13 protein-coding genes are annotated in these 17,075 nt (G+C 67.4%); 6 read left to right on the top strand and 7 right to left on the bottom strand.

Annotated elements, in window-relative coordinates; translation table 11 throughout:
- Positions 1-53: 53 nt before the first annotated feature.
- On the bottom strand, positions 54-950 hold the full coding sequence (locus tag J2850_RS05925; RefSeq protein WP_209979776.1) for an aldose 1-epimerase: 897 nt from the start codon (positions 948-950) through the stop codon (positions 54-56).
- A gap of 293 nt (positions 951-1,243) precedes the next feature.
- On the opposite strand from J2850_RS05925, the gene J2850_RS05920 reads away from it, so the two are divergent.
- Positions 1,244-3,871: a serine/threonine-protein kinase gene (locus J2850_RS05920; protein WP_246512838.1), complete on the top strand. Its 2,628-nt coding sequence runs from the start codon at positions 1,244-1,246 to the stop codon at positions 3,869-3,871.
- Positions 3,872-3,995: 124 nt separating this feature from the next.
- On the opposite strand, the gene J2850_RS05915 is transcribed toward J2850_RS05920, so the two are convergent.
- Positions 3,996-4,565 (bottom strand): peptidylprolyl isomerase, encoded by a 570-nt coding sequence (locus J2850_RS05915; protein WP_209979774.1) that lies wholly within the window; start codon positions 4,563-4,565, stop codon positions 3,996-3,998.
- Between the two features lie 264 nt (positions 4,566-4,829).
- On the opposite strand from J2850_RS05915, the gene J2850_RS05910 reads away from it, so the two are divergent.
- The 4 genes from J2850_RS05910 to J2850_RS05895 are packed head-to-tail and all read left to right on the top strand — an operon-like array spanning position 4,830 to position 9,190.
- Complete coding sequence (locus tag J2850_RS05910; protein ID WP_209979772.1) at positions 4,830-6,521, top strand: intermembrane phospholipid transport YdbH family protein; 1,692 nt, start codon at positions 4,830-4,832, stop codon at positions 6,519-6,521.
- Positions 6,522-6,528: 7 nt separating this feature from the next.
- On the top strand, positions 6,529-6,789 hold the full coding sequence (locus J2850_RS05905; protein ID WP_209979770.1) for a YnbE family lipoprotein: 261 nt from the start codon (positions 6,529-6,531) through the stop codon (positions 6,787-6,789).
- Complete coding sequence (locus tag J2850_RS05900; RefSeq protein ID WP_246512837.1) at positions 6,786-7,169, top strand: YdbL family probable chaperone protein; 384 nt, start codon at positions 6,786-6,788, stop codon at positions 7,167-7,169. The genes J2850_RS05905 and J2850_RS05900 overlap by 4 nt, the downstream gene beginning before the upstream one ends.
- Entirely contained in the window at positions 7,166-9,190 is a 2,025-nt protein-coding gene (locus J2850_RS05895) for an O-linked N-acetylglucosamine transferase, SPINDLY family protein (protein WP_209979768.1), read from the top strand. The genes J2850_RS05900 and J2850_RS05895 overlap by 4 nt, the downstream gene beginning before the upstream one ends.
- Here the strand turns inward: J2850_RS05895 and J2850_RS05890 are convergent.
- Positions 9,181-9,906, bottom strand: a complete 726-nt coding sequence (locus J2850_RS05890; RefSeq protein WP_209979766.1) for a hypothetical protein — start codon at positions 9,904-9,906, stop codon at positions 9,181-9,183. The genes J2850_RS05895 and J2850_RS05890 overlap by 10 nt on opposite strands.
- 68 nt (positions 9,907-9,974) lie before the next feature.
- Here J2850_RS05890 and J2850_RS05885 point away from each other — a divergent pair, with 68 nt between their 5' ends.
- Entirely contained in the window at positions 9,975-10,631 is a 657-nt protein-coding gene (locus J2850_RS05885; protein WP_246512836.1) for a D-glycero-alpha-D-manno-heptose-1,7-bisphosphate 7-phosphatase, read from the top strand.
- Here J2850_RS05885 and J2850_RS05880 read toward each other — a convergent pair.
- The 4 genes from J2850_RS05880 to J2850_RS05865 form a co-directional block, all read right to left on the bottom strand.
- On the bottom strand, positions 10,591-12,996 hold the full coding sequence (locus J2850_RS05880) for an LPS-assembly protein LptD (protein WP_209979764.1): 2,406 nt from the start codon (positions 12,994-12,996) through the stop codon (positions 10,591-10,593). The two genes, J2850_RS05885 and J2850_RS05880, sit on opposite strands and share 41 nt — an antisense overlap.
- Before the next feature lie 155 nt (positions 12,997-13,151).
- Positions 13,152-14,573: a homospermidine synthase gene (locus J2850_RS05875; RefSeq protein WP_209979762.1), complete on the bottom strand. Its 1,422-nt coding sequence runs from the start codon at positions 14,571-14,573 to the stop codon at positions 13,152-13,154.
- 142 nt (positions 14,574-14,715) lie between these two features.
- Positions 14,716-15,999, bottom strand: a complete 1,284-nt coding sequence (locus J2850_RS05870; RefSeq protein WP_209979760.1) for a type III PLP-dependent enzyme — start codon at positions 15,997-15,999, stop codon at positions 14,716-14,718.
- Between the two features lie 437 nt (positions 16,000-16,436).
- A complete protein-coding gene (locus J2850_RS05865; RefSeq protein ID WP_209979757.1) occupies positions 16,437-17,021 on the bottom strand; it encodes a 1,2-dihydroxy-3-keto-5-methylthiopentene dioxygenase in 585 nt (194 codons plus the stop codon).
- Between the last annotated feature and the right edge of the window lie 54 nt (positions 17,022-17,075).

Raw genomic sequence — 17,075 nt, 5'->3', positions numbered from 1 at the left:
CCTGGTGGCGCTGCGGGTTACAGGGACACCGGGCGGCTTTCGGCCCGTGCCGATCAAAGCCGCGACAGCAGGAACCGGACAGTGACACGCAGCCGTTCACCGGGCGGCAGAGCGATCACCCCGGCATCCGGCTCCTGCTGGCGGTTGAGGGCATCGGTCATATGGGTCACCGGCTCGAGACACAGGTAGGGTTCGCCAAGCGGAGCATAGACGATCAGGTGGCCGAAAGGCCCATCCGCCAGCATGGTTATGCACAAGCCTTCGCGCGGCCGTTCGAGCACGGCCTTTCCGGTCCAGCCGGTGAAGCCGTTGTCGAGCGCCAGTCCATCCATCACCACGCCATGACGGAAGTCCCAGGCTGCCGGCAGCGCCCGACGTTGGCGGGGAAGGATCGTCTCGTCATTGTCCCAGACGGCGCGAACGTCGGCGAAAACGCGGCTTCCCGGAGATTTGGCGAAATAAGGATGAAGACCCAATCCGGCCGGCATGTCGCTGTCGGAAGCGTTGACGAGGTCGAGCGCGATCGTCAGGCCGTCGTCATCGAGGGCCAGGGTCTGGACGGTGCGGTAGGACCACGGCCAATCCCTGGCCGGGTGGTCGAATTCCATACGCACTGCGTTGTCGGTCACGGCCCCGACCGTCCAGGGGCTCGACCAGCCATGGCCGTGGATGCGATGAGGTGATCCGGGATCGGTCTCCAGCTTGACCTCCCGCCCCTGGAACACGAACCGGCCGCCACCGATCCGGTTGGAGAAGGGAACCAGGGGGAAGCAGGCCATGTCGGGTGCGAAAGCGCCGGCCAGCGCCCGGTCGGAGGCAGGACGGAACAGATCGACCGGACCATCGGCGGTGGAAAGCCTCCAACTGGCCAGAGAACCGCCGCACCGCGGGACCGCCGTGAGCGTCATGCGCCCGCTCCGCAACGCGATGATGGTTCCGTTGCCGTTCATGCGCATCTCCCATCGTCGGCGTTGTGAACCTTATCGCACAGGCGAACGGTGATGGGAACGGCTGCCGCCCGTTGCTGCATCGGTCCCGACGGCGCTGGCGTCATCCGCCGAAAATTCCAGCTATCATACACACGTCCTTTACCCTCTGCGGGTGACCATCGCCGCAAGCACCGTGCCCATACTCCGGCTTCCGGTCGTGGGAGGAGGAAACACGACGGCAGTTGCGTTGTTTCACGGCCTTGCCGGCGGTAGGGCACTGACCGAAACCCGTGCATTCTCAGCGAAGGTCTGGATTGTCGAGTTCCCTGCACAGCCACCCGGCGCCGAGACCCGCATCCGTCGTCGGCAGCATCGACGAGGCGGAGCTGTGCAGCGACCTGTCGGACTACCATGCCCTGCCGGCGCGTACAGTGATCGGCATTGCCCTCCGGCCCTATCTCGATCCGTTGTTTCTCACGCCCACCGAATTGATCCATCTCGCGAAGCCACTGAGAAATTTCCTGGATCAGGGCCAGTTGGCGGAAACGGCAGTGACCAAGGTGGCGATGGTCCAGGGCCGCATGCCGGGGCAGGACCAGCAATGGCGGCGCAAGGTCATCCGCAACGCCATCGACGAGAGCTTGGCGCGCGCCCGTGCCGCGCAGGCCGCTTTCGCCGCCATGCCCCGCGGCCATACGCCGGTCGGCTGGCTGCTCGCCCTGAAGGATAAGACCCCTACCGGGGATCAAGTTTATGATCTGCGTGTGGCGCTGGCGCTCGAACTGACGGAGATCCGCAACTGGGGTGGCAAGCTGGACCGCCTTCTCGCGCTCTATCAGGGGGATCGGGACGAACGGCTGGCCATGGGTATCGACGGTATCGTCGGTGACATCCTGGCCTCCGTCGGCGCGGCGGCGGACCTCTTCGGGGGAACGCTGCTGCCCGGTACCCTTCTGGTGAAGCTGTGCGAGATGCTGTTCGGTCGTGTCGGCATGGACGCATTCGGACCCAATCGGATCGGCGTGCTGAATGCACTGTTCCGCCAGGGCAAGCTGCCGGTGGCGAAGGCCGCGGTCCTGAACCGTGTCCGTCGGCAATTGAAGGAGGCGAGGCCGCTGGGAAGGGGAGCCTTCGACCAGGAGGCGGAGGTGCTGAAGACGCTGACCGGGCATCTGCTGACCCACGACGGGCTGATCGGCGGCGCCGCGATGGCCGATGCACTCACGGTGCGCTACTCGCGCCGGCTCGAACAGGGAGGAGCGACCGCCTATCGCCGGTCGATCATCGGGCTCAGCGAGGGGCAGTCGGACCTGATCTGCCGCATCCATTACCTTACGCGGGTTGCAGCGGCGCCCGCCGCCGAGCGGCATGCGGACGAGATCATCGCCTCGCTGGAGGCAGCGGTGGGGAACGAGCTTCTGATCGAGAACATGCTCGTGCAGACGCCGGACATCATGCTGTTGGAGCGCGCATTCGCCCGCGCCCTGGCTGCCATCCGCTCAGCACCGCTGGCAGCCGACTCCTGCGACCGCATCGCCTCGAAGGCCGAACGCGCAGTCGACGACTACGTTAAGTCGGGCCAGCTCGCAGTGCGGCTGAGGCAGGTCGAGCCGGTTTCTCGCCGTCGCGTCCTTCGCCTGGCTGAGTTCGCCTGCTCGGGGCTGGTGCGCCAGGATGGCGGATTGCCGCTGTTGCGCCAGCACATCATGGAGGTCGTGCGCCAACCGCATTTCCAGCTCGAACTGGCCCAGCCCGACGGCGACTCCGCGCATGCCGAGCGACGCCGGCTTCTCGATCTGCTCGACCGGATGCGCCAGATGGCGACCACCCCTGCACCGTCTCCCGGTGCGATGCCAAGCCTGACCACGGCCACGTTGCCGGCGGACCGCCAGATGTCGCCGACGGTCCTGGTCGGGCTGCCGGATCAAGTTCCCTCAGTCGGGACCGCAGCGGCCGGAGCGCCGCCGGCATCTGAAAAAAGGCGCTGCCCCAGTTGTTTCACCGGCCAGGTCCTGCAGGGAGCCTGCCTGGAATGCGGGTTTCCGGAAAGATCGGACAGCAGGCGGGGTGTCCATATGGCTCCGGGAACACGGCTTCAGGACCGGTACGCATGCGGGCGGGTGCTGGGGCAGGGCGGCTTCGGGGCCACTTATCTTGGCTGGGACGAGCGTCTGGAGGTCAAGGTCGCCATCAAGGAATACTATCCAGCCGCGCTGGTCGCCCGTCTTCCCGGCGGGTTGGCCGTGGCCCCCTTCTCGGACGAGCATGCGGAAAGCTTCGCAACCGGTCTCTCGAAGTTCCTGGAGGAGGCACGCACCCTCGCCCGCCTGCGAGAGATCCGCGAGATCGTCACCATCCAGGACTTCTTCGAGCAGAACGGCACCGCCTATCTGGTGATGGAGCTGCTGGAAGGCCGCACGATGAAGAAGTACCTTGCCGACTGCGGCGGCCGGATCGACGTCAAGCGCGCGCTCGGCGTGCTGATGCCGATCGCCAAGGCACTGCAGGCGATCCACGAGCAGGGATTGATCCATCGGGACATCAGCCCGGACAATATCTTCCTGACCAGCGGTGGAGACCGGAAGCTGCTCGACTTCGGCGCGGCTCGGCAGGCCGTTCGCGGCGGTCCAGGGTTGACCGTGATCCTCAAGCCCGGATACGCGCCGCCGGAACAATATTCGAGCGATGGACGGCAGGGCCCGTGGACAGACGTCTATGCGCTCTGTGCGACCATCTACCAGGCGTTGACCGGCCGGACGCCGCCCGACGCCACGGCCCGGTTCCTCAACGACAAGGTTCCGCGTCCCGCCGAACTGGGGGTTCAGGTGCCGGCCGCGTTCGAGAAGGTCATGATCTCCGGATTGGCCATGCGCTGGCAGGACCGGCCGCAATCGATGAAGGACCTTCTCCGGGCGATGACGGGGGCGCTGAGCGGTGGCTGACCGCGCAATCGTCCGCCGTTGCGAAACCGGCGGGGGATCGTCATGAAAAAGGGGACCGGCTTGAAGCCGGTCCCCTTCCTGTCTCGACGGAGCGTGATCCGAGGATCGCTGCCGTCCGGATGCATTACTTCGCGTCGGCCGCGACCTGCATCTTGATGATCTTGTCCGGATCGGTGACCTGGCCATTGCGGGCCTGGTTGCCCTTCTTGATGTTGTCGACGAACTCCATCCCTTCGACCACACGGCCCCAGACGGTGTACTGGCGGTCGAGGAAGGCGGAGGGGGCGAAGCAGATGAAGAACTGGCTGTCGGCGCTGTCCGGATCCTGGGCGCGGGCCATCGACAGGGTGCCGCGGATGTGCGGCGCGCTGGAGAACTCGGCCTTCAGCTTCTTGCCCGATCCACCCATGCCGGTGCCGGTCGGATCGCCGGTCTGGGCCATGAAGCCCTCGATCACACGGTGGAAGACGACGCCGTTGTAGAAGCCCTGCCGGACAAGTTCCTTGATGCGGGCGACATGGTTCGGCGCAAGGTCGGGGCGCAGCTCGATGACCACGCGACCGTCCTTAAGGTCGAGGTAGAGGGTGTTTTCCGGATCCAAGGCCTTCGCCTCCCCTTGCGAGACTGTAAAGAAAGAGACAGTGAAGATTGTGGCGAACAGGGCCGCCAGCAATGCGCGGGTCCACCGCTTCATGCGAAACACTCCGATGAGCCGAAATCCGCGATCGGGACCATAGGGGAAAAGTCCACGGATGCAAAGCCGCGCGGGGTGGCGGAGGCATCCGCCAAAGGTCACGGATGACAAGGCCGATTCGAGGTGTTCTTTCGAGCATGGCCGTGGCAAGGCTGTGACGCGGCCGAAGCGGGGGGTGGCCATGGTCGCTTCCCCGGTCGCTGTGAAGGGCCTCAATCCGGGTGCGTCCCCTGGGACGTTGCGGAATTGCAAAGGGAGGGAGCGGTGCGTCTGGGACGGGCGATCTTCGGCGCGGCGGCCTTTACGGTCATGCTGGGCGTGGTTGCCACCGCCACCGTCATCCTGGCCGGTCCCGCCATGATCGCCGGCACGGCGACGGATGGTCTTCGAGCCGCCGGGTTCCCTGGGGCCGATCTGCGCATCGTTGGCATACGGGTCGCGGATGGATGGACCGGCCTCCGGTTCGACTTCGCCGGCACGAGTGGAGCGCTTGAGGACGCCACGGCGTTCGACCTGCCGATGACCGGCAGCGTCACCTTGTCCGGCGCGGTCGTCGTCGGGCTGGAGACGCTGGACGGCGAACGGCTGGTCACCGTCAGGCCGGTCGAATGTCTTTCGGCCGCGGGGCAATCCCTGACCGCCGACGGCCAACCGCTCGTCCTGCAGCAGGGGGCGTCCCTCTGCGCCGACCGTGACGCGCCGCTGCTGCGCTGGTCGACCGGCCGGATGAGTTTGGCCGTCGAACTGCGTGCGCCGCGCCTGGAGGCGCCCGCCCAGGCGCTGCGTGGCGACAGCATCGTTCTGCGCCTGCGGCAGGAGGACACCGGGACGGCACCGATGCGTGATCTGGCTGCGACCGTCGGGCGGGTGGAGGTGGTCTCGAAACCGGCCCCGATCGTGCCGCTCGCCGTCACGATACGGGCGCAGCAGGCCGGAGACTCGCCTTGGGCGGTGTCGGGATCGGCGAAGGACGGTGGCAAGCTCCTGGCCGCCAGCCTGCGGGGAAGCTTCGACCCGGCAGCCGGTGCCGGTGAGATGGAGATAAGCACCGGGCCGATCGTCCTTGCACCGGACGGACCCGGACTGGCGGCGCTGTCGCCCCTCGCGGCAGGCATGGTCGAGCAGGTGTCCGGAGCGCTGTCCGGCAAGGCGACCATCGCCTGGGCGGCGGATGGCATGAAGACCGGAGGGCAGGCGAGGGTAAAGGATCTGGCCGGTCGGTCGGGTCCGGTGACCTTCGCCGGTGTCGCCGGCGATGTGACGCTTTCCAGCCTGATGCCGCCTGTCATTCCGAAAGGGCAAACCGTGGCCGTCGGCTTGCTCGATGTCGGGATTCCGTTGACGGATGGCACGCTGCGCTTCGGCTATGGTCGTGACGGCCGGTTGGATGTCGACCGCGCGCAGTGGCGCTGGGCGGGCGGCACCCTGGGAGCGGCACCGTTCGCGATCGCGCCGGCCAAGCCCAGGGGAACCGTGACCCTGCGCGCCGACGGCATCGACGCCGCCAAGCTGCTGGCCCTCGTCGATATCGACGGTCTGGAGGCGACCGGACGGCTCGGCGGTACCCTGCCGATCTCGTTCGACGGCGAAAGGGTAATCGTCGATAACGGGCTGCTGGAAGCGGTCGCCCCCGGCACGCTGCGCTACGATCCGGCCAATCCGCCCGCGGCCCTGAAAGGAGAGGAGGGCAGTCCGACCGGCCTGCTGATGGGCGCGCTGACCGATTTCCACTACGACACCCTGCGCGTCACCATCGACGGGCAGGCGGGGGGTGAGCTTCGTGCCGGGCTGTCGGTGCGCGGCTCCAACCCGTCATTCTACGATGGCCATCCGGTCGCGCTTAACCTTAAGCTGTCGGGTGCGCTCGACCGGATCCTGCGCCAGAACCTCGATGTCTACCAGCTCCCCGACAGGCTGCGTGACCGCATGACCGGCTTCGACCAGAAGGACCCCTGATCGCCCTATGCAAAGCCTTGCCCACCTGCGCCTGCTGGCCGCGCTGCTGATACCGGCGGCCGCCGGCTGTTCGCCCACCGTCAAGATCGAAGCGCCCGACAAGCCGATCGAGATCAACCTGAACGTCCGCATCGAGCAGGAGGTGAGGGTCAAGCTGGAACGCGACGTCGACGACGCCATCCGCAACGACCCGGCACTGTTCGGCCTGCCGCCTGACACTGCCTCTTCCTCCTCTGCCAAGTCCTCTGCCAAGGGGAAAGCACAATGACGACATCATCCAAGTCCGGCCTCCTGTTCGACCGCCGCCGTTTCCTTGGCAATACCGCCGTCGCACTGGCGGTGGTCGCGCTGCTGCCGGCCTTCCCCGGTTTCCTGATGGCGCAGGATGCGCTTGGAGCGGCCAAGGCCGCCGGTCAGATCGGCGAGCGGCCGGACGGGCTGGTCGGCGCCGTTCCGGGCGCGCCTGCCGCCGCCCAGGCATTGGCCGAGCAGGTGAATGCGCAGAGGCTGGCGCGCTATCGCCAGATCGCGCAGAGCAACGGCACGGCCTTGGACAAGGTCCAGGCGGTGGCGGGCCAGCAGCTCGTCGAACGGACTCCCCCCGGCCAGTTCGTGCTGACGCCGGCTGGCCAGTGGCAACGCAAGTGACCGATGCCACCGCGCTTGCAGCACTCCGCCAGCGTCTCGCCGAGAGACCGGGTGACGGAGTGTTGCAGGCGCGGCTGTTCGCGGCCCTCGATTCCCTAGGCCTGGCCGGCACGCCGGAAGAGGCGGTGGCCCGGTCGAACCTCGGCGAGTCGTTGCGCCGGCAGGGCCGGCTGGCCGAGGCCGAGGCCCATCATCGCCGTGCGTTGGACTGGCTGCCTGATTTCGGCGGCAGCCATTTCAACTGGGGCGTGACCTTGCAGGCGCTCGGCCGCCAGACCGAGGCCGTTGGCGCCTACGGCGAGGCCGCCCGCCTGATGCCGCGCTTCGCGCCGGCGTCGTGCAACCTGGGTGTCCTGCTGCGGGACATCGGCCGCCTGGACGAAGCGGAGGCGGCCTTGCGCCGGGCTCTCGCCATTGATGCGTCCCTCGTGCCCGCCCGGCTGGCGCTGGCGGCGCTGCACCGTGACCGTGGCGACCTTCGCCGGGCCGCGGACGGGTTCCGCACGGTTCTTTGCCTGCGTCCGGATCTGGCGGAGGCGCACGCCAATCTCGGCCTTACCCTGAAGGACCTGGGATCGAGTGGCGGCATGCCTGCCGATGGGCCGGCGAGCATTCCCTGCTTCGAGCGTGCCTTGCGCATCGGTCTTCCGGATCCGGGCGGCGTGCTGGCACAGCTTGTCCAGCAACGCCGCCATCTCGGCCGGTGGAACGGGTTGCAGGCATTGTCCGAATCGTTGGTCGCGCTGGTGCGCGAAGGGCGGACGCAGCAGGTGCATCCCTGGATTTTCCTGAGTGAGGGTGCCGGCCCGGAACTGGAGCGCCGCTGTGCGGAGCGTTATGCCGTCTGGAAAACGCGCGGCGTCCGGCCGGGCTTTCCCCAACGCAGGGTCCGCGGCGACCGGCTGCGCATCGGGTACCTGTCCGCCGACTTCCATCAGCATGCGACGGCGCTTCTGATCGCCGAACTGGTGGAACGGCACGACCGTGGGCGGGTCGACGTCGTCGGCTGCTCCTATGGACCCGATGATGGCGGCGCCCTGCGGGCGCGGCTGGTTGCCGGCTTCGACCGCTTCCTGGACTTGGCGGCGCTCCCCGATGACGCCGCCGCACAAGCAATCCATGAGGCCGGCATCGATATCCTGGTCGACCTCAAGGGACACACCCAGCATGCGCGGCCGGGCATAGCCGCCCGCCGCCCGGCGCCGGTCCAGGCGCAGTGGCTGGGATATCCGGGAACGCTGGGCAGTCCGGCCATCGACTACGTCATCGCCGATCCGGTCGTCGTGCCGGCGGCGCATCAGCGGCACTACAGCGAACGGATCGTCCACCTGCCCAGGAGCTACCAGCCCGGCGACAGGACCCGGGCGATCGGCCCGGTGCCGACCCGCGCCGACTGCGGGTTGCCCGATGGCGCGGTGGTGTTCTGCGCCTTCAACGCGCCCTACAAGATCGGTCCCGTGCTGTTCGACCGCTGGTGCCGGCTGCTGGCGAGAGTGCCCGGTTCGGTGCTGTGGATGCTGGACGGTCCGGCCGGCTTCGCCGAGTCACTGCGTCAGGCGGCGCGCATGCGGGGGGTTGCCGTGGAGCGGCTGGTGTTCGCCCCCCGTCTGCCGGGCCCGGCACATCTTGCGCGCCATCGGCTGGCCGACCTCTTTCTCGACAGCGCTCCGATCGGCGCCCACACCACCGCCGGCGACGCGCTGTGGGCGGGCTTGCCGGTTCTGACCGTGCCTGGCCGATCCTTCGCCGGCCGGGTGGCGGCCAGCCTGGTGCGTGCGGCCGGTCTTCCGGAGATGGCGGTTGAGGATTGGGCGGCCTATGAGGCGACCGCAAGCCGGTTGGCTGGAGATCCGGCGGCCCTGGCCGCATTGAGGCAGAGGCTGGAGGAGGGGCGGCGGCGGGCGCCCCTGTTCGACACCGACCGCTTCGCGCGCTCCATCGAAGCCGCCTATGAAACCATGTGGCAAATCCACGCGGCCGGCGAGCCGCCGCGCGGGTTTGCCGTTCCGCCTCAGGGATAGGCGCAGCGGTCCGCCGTGACCTCCACGAAGGAGCGTTGGGCGGCGGCGATGGTGAAGCGATATTCGCTGTTGTCCACCACCAGCGACTGGTGGAGCGGCAGGACGCCGGTAACGCTGGTGCTCTTGCCGCCGATGCCGGTGATCTTGATGGTCACCGGCTGGCCGGGATCGTACCAGCTCTCGGCATTGCCCTGCGAATCGTGGGAGGATTGGCCTTCCCCCGTCACCGTGATGGTGCCGTTGCCGAAGGCCACGCCGCGGGCACCGCCCTTCAGCAGTGGCGTGGTCAAGGTGAAACGCTTGGTGTCGGCCGGCTGGCAGTTCCTTGGGGTCTGCGCCTGGGAGATGACGAAGGCGAGCCGGTTGGCGTCGAGCCCGCCCTTCAGGCGGTCGGATACCAACTGGCTCAGCTTGGCGAGGTCCCCGGTCGGCACCTCGCGCTGCAGGCGGCCCTCCAGCTCCCCGACACGGGCCTCGGCCGTCCTGGCGGCATGCTGCATCTGGCTGGCCAGGAGTTCGAGCTCCGCCTTCTGCCGCGACAGCGTGGCGATCTCCTCGCGCAGCGTGACATCGCGGCCCTTCAACTGCTCGATGCCCATCTGATAGGCGAAGAGGCCGACACCGAGCACCAGCGCCGTCAGAAGCACGAATTTGATCAGCCCGGCCCGCACCCGGCGGCGGTACCGTCGTTCGTAATCGTAACGTCCCAAAGTCATGATGCGTCGCGGCACTCTGTCTGGAGGGGCGTTAATGGCTAGCGGCAATGGCCGGGCGATGCAACCCCTTGACGGCCGCCGCGATTGGCGGAATGTCGCGCTTTGCCGACCCGGAGTGCCGGGGCATGCTGTGGCATGAACCGATCGGGGAGCGGCCTGCCATGAGCTATCCAGCCCTGTTGCTCGACCGCGACGGCGTGGTGAACGTCGATCGGCGGCAGGCGGTGACGCACCGGGACTTCCGCTTCATGGACGGCATCTTCCCGCTGGTGCGCCATGCAGTGGACCTCGGCTATCGTGTCGCGATCATCACCAATCAGGCGGGCATCGCCGAAGGCGATTTCACCGAAGCCGAATTCCTCTGCTTCACCGAATGGATGATCGCGGCCTTCCGTGCCGAAGGGGCGCCGATCGCCGCGGTCTATTGCAGCCCCTTCCACCCTGATGGGCGGGTGGCGGCCTACCGTCGCGACAGCTTCTGGCGAAAGCCGGCACCCGGCATGATCCTGGAGGCGGCCCGGGAGCTCGAACTGGATCTTCGACGGTCGGTCTTTATCGGTGATCGGCCGACCGACATTCAAGCGGCGGCCAAGGCCGGGGTGGGACGAAAGATCCTGCTGGGAGAGGGCAGCGATCCGGTGGCCGACCTGACGGTCGGCCACCTGTCGGAGGTAAGGGGGCTGCTTACTGGTTGGCGGTGCTGCCGCCGAGGAAGCCCGCGTTGATGCCGGGGCTCTTGAACTCGCCGACATTCTTGAAAACGAGACGGAAGAAGAGCGTGTTGCCGTCCTGCTCGCCGGCGGTGGTCACGGTATAGTCGCGGCGGGCGATCGTCTGGAAGATCAGGCACTCGTCGGCATAGGTCAGCACCGCCAGACTGGAGCGTGGGCCGGCATCCGGTTCCATCGCCTGGGTGTGGGCGAGGCTGACGCTCCAGTAGTCGGTGAACTGCGACGACAGTCCGAAGGTGGCCTGTTCGACGCGATCACGCGTTACCGCATTGCGCGACGTCGTCTGATCGACATAGGCGTAGGACGTCGACAGCCGCAGGGCCGGCACGCCGGCCGACGCGTTCAGCGAATGGCGACGGGGCGACAGCGTATCGTGATCGATGCGGAAGCCGTAGTTCACGTCCAGCCAGTTCGCCGGCTGCAGGTCGAGCCGGCCGACATAATCCGAAACCCGGTCCTCCAGCCCCGATCCCCCGGCGAAACCGGCGCTGCTGTCGGTCACACGCCGGCTCTGGCCCAGGAAGAGGCTCGCTGACCCTTCGGTGTTGCCGTAGATGGCGGTACGCAACCCATAGGTGAAGCGAACGCCGTCGTCGAGCCGGTCGATGCCGGTGAAGCGGTTCTGCTGCAGCAGGTTCACGTCGTCGAACTCGACGTCGATGCTGTCCTCGTTCGGGAACGTCTTGTTGTTGGAAAGCTTGGGCGCGGCGGTCAACTGGGCGATCGGCTCGATGAGCTGCGAGGAGCTCTGGCCGTAACGGACGAACGGATAACGGACGGTGGCCTGGACCTGCGGGAAGAAGCGGAACCGGTTCACGTCCTCCTCGCCCCGGATCGTCGGGTCGGTGGAGTTGAAGCGGTCGGCCGTGTACCCGGCGATCAGGGCGCTGCCTTGCAGCGTGGTGACGAAACCGGCATTGGCGACGATGTTGCGCTCCCAGCCGGGCTGGACGACGAAGCGGCGGGTGTTCGGGCCGGCATCGTCAGGCCTCGCCACCGAAAGCAGGCTGCTGTCCAGCGACCAGCGGCCGCCGAACAGGCTGTTCGGTTCGCCCAGTGCGCTGTACTGCATCGGGACGGCGATCGGCTCGGCGACGGTGTTGCCGTAGCGCATGTCCTGGAAGCTGTAGGCGGCGGCCGAGGCGTAGTTGCGACCGCGGAAGCCTTCCACATAGGCCTTGCTGGTCAGGTAGTCTTCGCGGAAGTCGTAATAGCGCCGCAGGAACGTCTCGTCGGTCGCACGCTTCAGGTTGAAGCCGGTGCGCCAGGTCTCGTCGATGTCGAACAGCCCGCGCGCGGCGATATAGCCGCGGTTGCGGCGATCGGTCGGGGCGCCCTCGTAGTTGCCGTTCGGCAGGTCGCCGCGGGTGATGGCGCCTTCCAGTTCAAGGCGCCCGTTCTCGAACCGCTTGCGGTACTGCCCGCCGAGCAGAGGCCCCTGCTTGGTGTATTCGTGCAGGTCGAAGGTCGCGTCCTGATCCGGTGCGATGTCCCAGTAATAGTGGGTCTTGGCGATGAAGCCGAGGTTCGACTTGCTGCCGGCCGACGGTGTCAGGAAGCCGCTCTTGCGGTCGACCGACGGATCGGGATGCGACAGGTAAGGCGTGTAGGCGACGGGGATCCCGAAGATCTCCATCGTCGCGTCCTTGTAGCGGACCTCATGCGCCTCGTTGTCGTGGACGATGCGCACGGCGCGGAGCTGCCAAAGGGGTGGTCGGGTCGGGTCCTCCTTGCAGAGGTCGCAAGGGCTGTAGACGCCACGGTTCACCCGGGTCAGCCGGCCCTCGCGCCGCTCGCCCTCGTTGCCGGCCATGCGGCCGTTGTCGGTCATCAGGACGCGGATGTTCTCGATGAACACGTCCCGGAGGTCGTCGGTCAGCTCCGCGTAGTCGGCGAAGATGATGTCGCCCGACGGCTCGACGAGGCGGATCTTGCCGGTCGCCGTGACCACCTTGGTCTTCTGGTTGTAGGTGATCTGGTCGGCACGCACGCTGCGCTTTCCCTGCGCCAGCTCGACGTTGCCGGAGGCGGTGACGAGGTTCTTCTCCTCGTCGAAGGTCACCTGGTCGGCGGTCAGCAGCACCGGTTCCTGCGGCGGCTTGTCCGCAGCGGGCTTGTTCGCAGTGGGCCTGTTTGCAGCGGGCTTGGCGGCGGGCACCCCGGCCGGCGGCGCGACGGCAGGCTTGACGCCCGGAGTGTGCGATGTGCCGGGCGACTGGGCGTTCGCGGCGTCCGGAACCGCCAGATCCGCGGCGACGACCCCGCACGCGACCATCAGTCCGACGATGCCGGAGCGGAGGATCGGGTTGGTGACGGTCGGGGCTTTGGCGCGCGCGCGCCGGGAGACGTGCTTGGGCATGGCGGAACGATTGGGGGAACGGCCACGCCAAGTCAACGGTTTCGCGGTTGCCCGGAGGCCGATGTCACTCGGTCTCCGTCCGGCCTGTTGCGCGGGAGTCGCAATCCCCGGCGGCCATCGCCCCGCGGGGATTGCGGTTCTTCATGCAACGTCTGTCAAATCACCCGGAAGTTCTTGAACTGCCAGGGATCCTCATCATCGACATCCTCCGGGAACAGCATGTTGCGGTCCTGCAGGGGAGTCCAGTCGCCATAGGCGCCGACCACATCGCCAAGATAGGGCATGGCGATGTCCAGAACCCGCCGGAAATCGACCTCGTCCGGCTCGACGATGCCCCGATTCGGATTCTCCAGCGCCCAGACGATCCCGCCCAGCACGGTGGAGGTCACCTGCATGGAAGTCGCGTTGTTGTAGGGGGCGAGGGCGCGCGCCTCGTCGATCGACAGCCGCGATCCGAACCAGTACGCGCCCTTGGGGTTGCCCATCAGCAAGACGCCCAACTCGTCGGTGCCGCTGGTGATCTCCGCCATCATCAGCCGCTGCTCGGCCTGCATGTTGAAGTTCTTCCCGGCCAACTCGTGCAGCGACATCACCGCGTCGTCACAGGGGTGGTAGGCGTAGTGGCAAGTGGGCCGGTAGGCGACCTTGCCGCCTTCCCGCACAGTGAAATAGTCGGAGATCGAGATCGATTCGCTGTGGGTGATCAGGAAGCCGTGGAACGGCCCCTCCAGCGGGGTCCAGGTGCGCACCCGAGTGGCGGCGCCCGGCCGCATCAGATAGATCGCGGAGTCGCAGCCGAATTCGTGGCGCCGTCCGTCATCCGGGAAATGCCGTTCGTGGGTGCCCCAGCCCAGCTCCGCCGGCTGGCATCCCTCGCTGACGAAGCCGTCGATCGACCAGGTGTTGACGAACTCGCCGATCTGCTTCGGCTGGTTGGAAACCTGAGTGTCCCGCTCGGCGATGTGGATCGTCTTGATCCCGAGACGCTGCGCCAGCCGGCCCCAACCGGCCCGGTCGGCGGGCACGTCGGTCGCGATGCCGGTATCGTCGGCGATGTTCAACAGCGCCTGCTTGACGAAGTGCGAGACCAGGCCCGGATTCGCCCCGTGGGTGATCAGCGCCGTGGGCCCGCCTTCGAAGCGGCCGCGCAGGGCCAGCGCCGTCTCGCGCAGCGCATAGTTGGAGCGCAGCGACGGCGACATGTTCGGGTCGGTATAGCCGCCCGCCCACGGCTCGATGCAGGTGTCGGTGTAGTAGGCGCCGACCCGCTGGCAGAACTCGATCAACGCGATCGACGAGACGTCGACCGACAGGTTGACCAGGAAGTCCCCCTTGTCCAGCAGCGGCTTGAGGACCTGGAAGAAATTGTCGTTGTCCAGCGGGTTGTTGTGGAAGGCGACGCCGTACAGCTCGGCTTCCTCGCGCCCGCGTTCCTCGGCGGTGACGATGGTGATCCGGTCGGAGGTAAGTCCACCGATGTGACGCAACAGCAGCGGCAAGACACCCTGGCCGATCGAACCGAATCCAACGATGACCATGCGGCCTGTGAACGTGCAGAGCGTCGTGTCCAGGGCCATGATGTTTTGTCTCCCCGAGGTAGTTTAGGCGAACGACATAAGCCGGCGGCCTCGCCTCTTCCGTTAAGAGGGGGCGAGACGCGCCGGATTGGTGAATGGTACGGGTGTCTTTACGCTTTATCCACAGATTCCGGCTTTTCCATCATGCCGCGCAGGAGCGCAGATGATAGCCGGGCGTGGCGAGAAGCGGCGCGTCCGACACCTCGACCATGCGGGCCTGGTCGAAGCCGTTGAACGCCGTGCGCAGGCACGAACCGTAGGCACCGAGCTGGCCCAGCTCGATCCAGTCGCCGGCCTTGACGTCGGCAGCCAGGTGGAACGGGCCGTTCATCTTGTCGGCGCTGTCGCAGGTCGGACCGTAGAAGCTGAAGGCCTCCACGGGGGCGTCGCCCATCGCTTCGAACGGGCGGATGATCCGGGCCGGGAAACGGAAGCCGGGGACGCCGGCATCCGAAAGGGCGCCGTAGACGCCGTCGTTGATGAACAGCTCGCTGCCGCGGCGCTTCACCACCTGGACAACCAGCGACACGCCCGGCGCGACCAGTGCCCGACCGGGTTCGCACCACAGGCGGCAATTGGCCGGCAGCTCGATCGCCGACAGGCCGCGGCCGATGGCGGCCATGAAGTCGCCGACCGGCGGCGGAGTCACGCCAGGATAGGAGACGGGGAACCCGCCGCCGACATCGAGCACGTCGATGGCGACGCCGCTTCCGGCGATCACGCCGCCGGCCAGGGCGATGGCCCGCTCGTAGGCCGACGGATCGAGCATCTGCGAGCCGACATGGAACGACAGGCCAACCTTGGATGCCACGGCCCGGACGGCGCGCAGCAGGTCGATCGCGTCGGTCATGGCGGCGCCGAACTTGCCCGACAGGTCGTACACCGCATTGCCCTTGGGCAGCGCGAGGCGCACGACGAGGCCGAGGTCGGCGGCACCGTCCGTCTCCTCCAGGATCTTGTCCAGCTCCTCGCGGCTGTCGAGCACGAAGTCGCGCACGCCATACTGGTGGTAGGCGTTGCGGATGGCTTGGCGGCCTTTCACCGGATGCATGTAGTGAAGCACGGCATCCGGGAACATCTGGCGGATCAGCCGGATCTCGCCGGGGGAGGCGACGTCGAAATGGCGCACGCCGCCGGCCCACAGCGCACGCAGCACCGCCGGCTCCGGATTGCACTTCACGGCGTAGAGCACGTCGCCACCGCGTCCCGCCGACTCGGTGGTGTCGGCGAACGCCTTCAGGAAGCTCTCCGCCGTATCGGCGAGCACACCGGGGCGGATGCAGTGCATCGGCTCTTCCGGGCGGTGCAGGGCGACCGCCTGCGTCACCGTGGTCCGGCGGCCGGTGGACAGCGAAACGGCACTGGCGTCGTTCATGCCGACGCGGCGCAGCGGGGTGACGGCGGAACGGGAACGCAGGTAGCCCATGACGCACTCCTAATCCCTGGGCGGCGGCGTGCGGGCCGGCCCAGCGAGCAGACGGCAACCTTCGAGGGCGCGCTGCGCGCAACGACGGGGGTCGGGCGCGGCGGGTTCTCGAAGATGACGGTCGATTGGATGGGGAAGGGGGGAGAACGGAAAAGCCGGTTCGAGCAGCGGCCCCGGGCTGTCAAGCTCCGGGCAACAGCGCGTCGTTTACCGGCTTGGGAGCTACCGTCTCAAAGCCCCACCGTGGGCAGCGTACATACTGACCTCCCTCTCGGGACCGACCCACTGGTATGGCCGGTTCTGCCAAAAAGGACGCGGTACGTCGTAGCATAACCACAGAGGGCCATAGGCACGTGCGGGTGCGTCGTGCGGATTCATTTACGCTATTCGTCCGCCGATTCAAGTGAATTTTTTGGGACGCGGCGGTCCCGATTCACCTATGGCAGCCCGGCTTCCGCCTGGGATGCCGCGCAGGATTTCGGCGCGAATTGCGGAAAGCGGGCGGCGATGGGGTTTCCGGTCGGTTGCGCCACCCAACCGTCGGGGCGGGTGAAGAAACGGATGGCGGTGAACCGGGGCGGGATCCCCATGTCGAACCAGTGTGGCGCGCCGGCCGGGACGCTCAGCAGGTCGCCGGCCCCGCACACCACGCGGATCACCCGGTCGGCTGTATGGATGAAGAAGGCACCGGCCCCCTCGACGAAGAGCCGCGCTTCGTCCTCGTCATGCGTATGCTCTTCGAGGAACTTGCCCCGCAGGGCCGCGGCTTCCGGCATCTCGGGCGTGACGCGGATGACGTCGACGCTGGCGAAACGCCGTGCCTCGCGCAGGCGCGCGACCGGCGCCGCATAGGCGGCAAGCACCGCCTCGGCGTCGGCGCCGGGGGATAGGGGACGATCCGGCTGCAGCCGCTCGAACAGGACGCCGACGTGGGCGAGATGGGCTGCGGCCAATGCGGGATCGGAGGTGGTCAGCTCCGGACGCTGGGCGTCGTGTTCCAGGAAGACCGTCAGGTGGCTCACGCCGGCGACTCCCGCATCAGGCGAACTGGGTCAAGCTCTCCGCAGCCTGAAGCG

It is taken from the genome of Azospirillum picis (assembly GCF_017876115.1).
Taxonomy (GTDB): domain Bacteria; phylum Pseudomonadota; class Alphaproteobacteria; order Azospirillales; family Azospirillaceae; genus Azospirillum; species Azospirillum picis.
Note: the sequence above shows the minus strand (reverse complement) of the source record. Positions and strands in the feature narration are given on the sequence as shown.

What these genes read in the sequence shown, in the direction of transcription:
- J2850_RS05925 (WP_209979776.1), bottom strand. Translation starts at nt 950, where the DNA reads ATGAACGGCAACGGAACCATCATCGCGTTGCGGAGCGGGCGCATGACG.
- J2850_RS05915 (WP_209979774.1), bottom strand. Translation starts at nt 4,565, where the DNA reads ATGAAGCGGTGGACCCGCGCATTGCTGGCGGCCCTGTTCGCCACAATC.
- J2850_RS05905 (WP_209979770.1), top strand. Translation starts at nt 6,529, where the DNA reads ATGCAAAGCCTTGCCCACCTGCGCCTGCTGGCCGCGCTGCTGATACCG.
- J2850_RS05900 (WP_246512837.1), top strand. Translation starts at nt 6,786, where the DNA reads ATGACGACATCATCCAAGTCCGGCCTCCTGTTCGACCGCCGCCGTTTC.
- J2850_RS05890 (WP_209979766.1), bottom strand. Translation starts at nt 9,906, where the DNA reads ATGACTTTGGGACGTTACGATTACGAACGACGGTACCGCCGCCGGGTG.
- J2850_RS05880 (WP_209979764.1), bottom strand. Translation starts at nt 12,996, where the DNA reads ATGCCCAAGCACGTCTCCCGGCGCGCGCGCGCCAAAGCCCCGACCGTC.
- J2850_RS05875 (WP_209979762.1), bottom strand. Translation starts at nt 14,573, where the DNA reads ATGGCCCTGGACACGACGCTCTGCACGTTCACAGGCCGCATGGTCATC.
- J2850_RS05870 (WP_209979760.1), bottom strand. Translation starts at nt 15,999, where the DNA reads ATGGGCTACCTGCGTTCCCGTTCCGCCGTCACCCCGCTGCGCCGCGTC.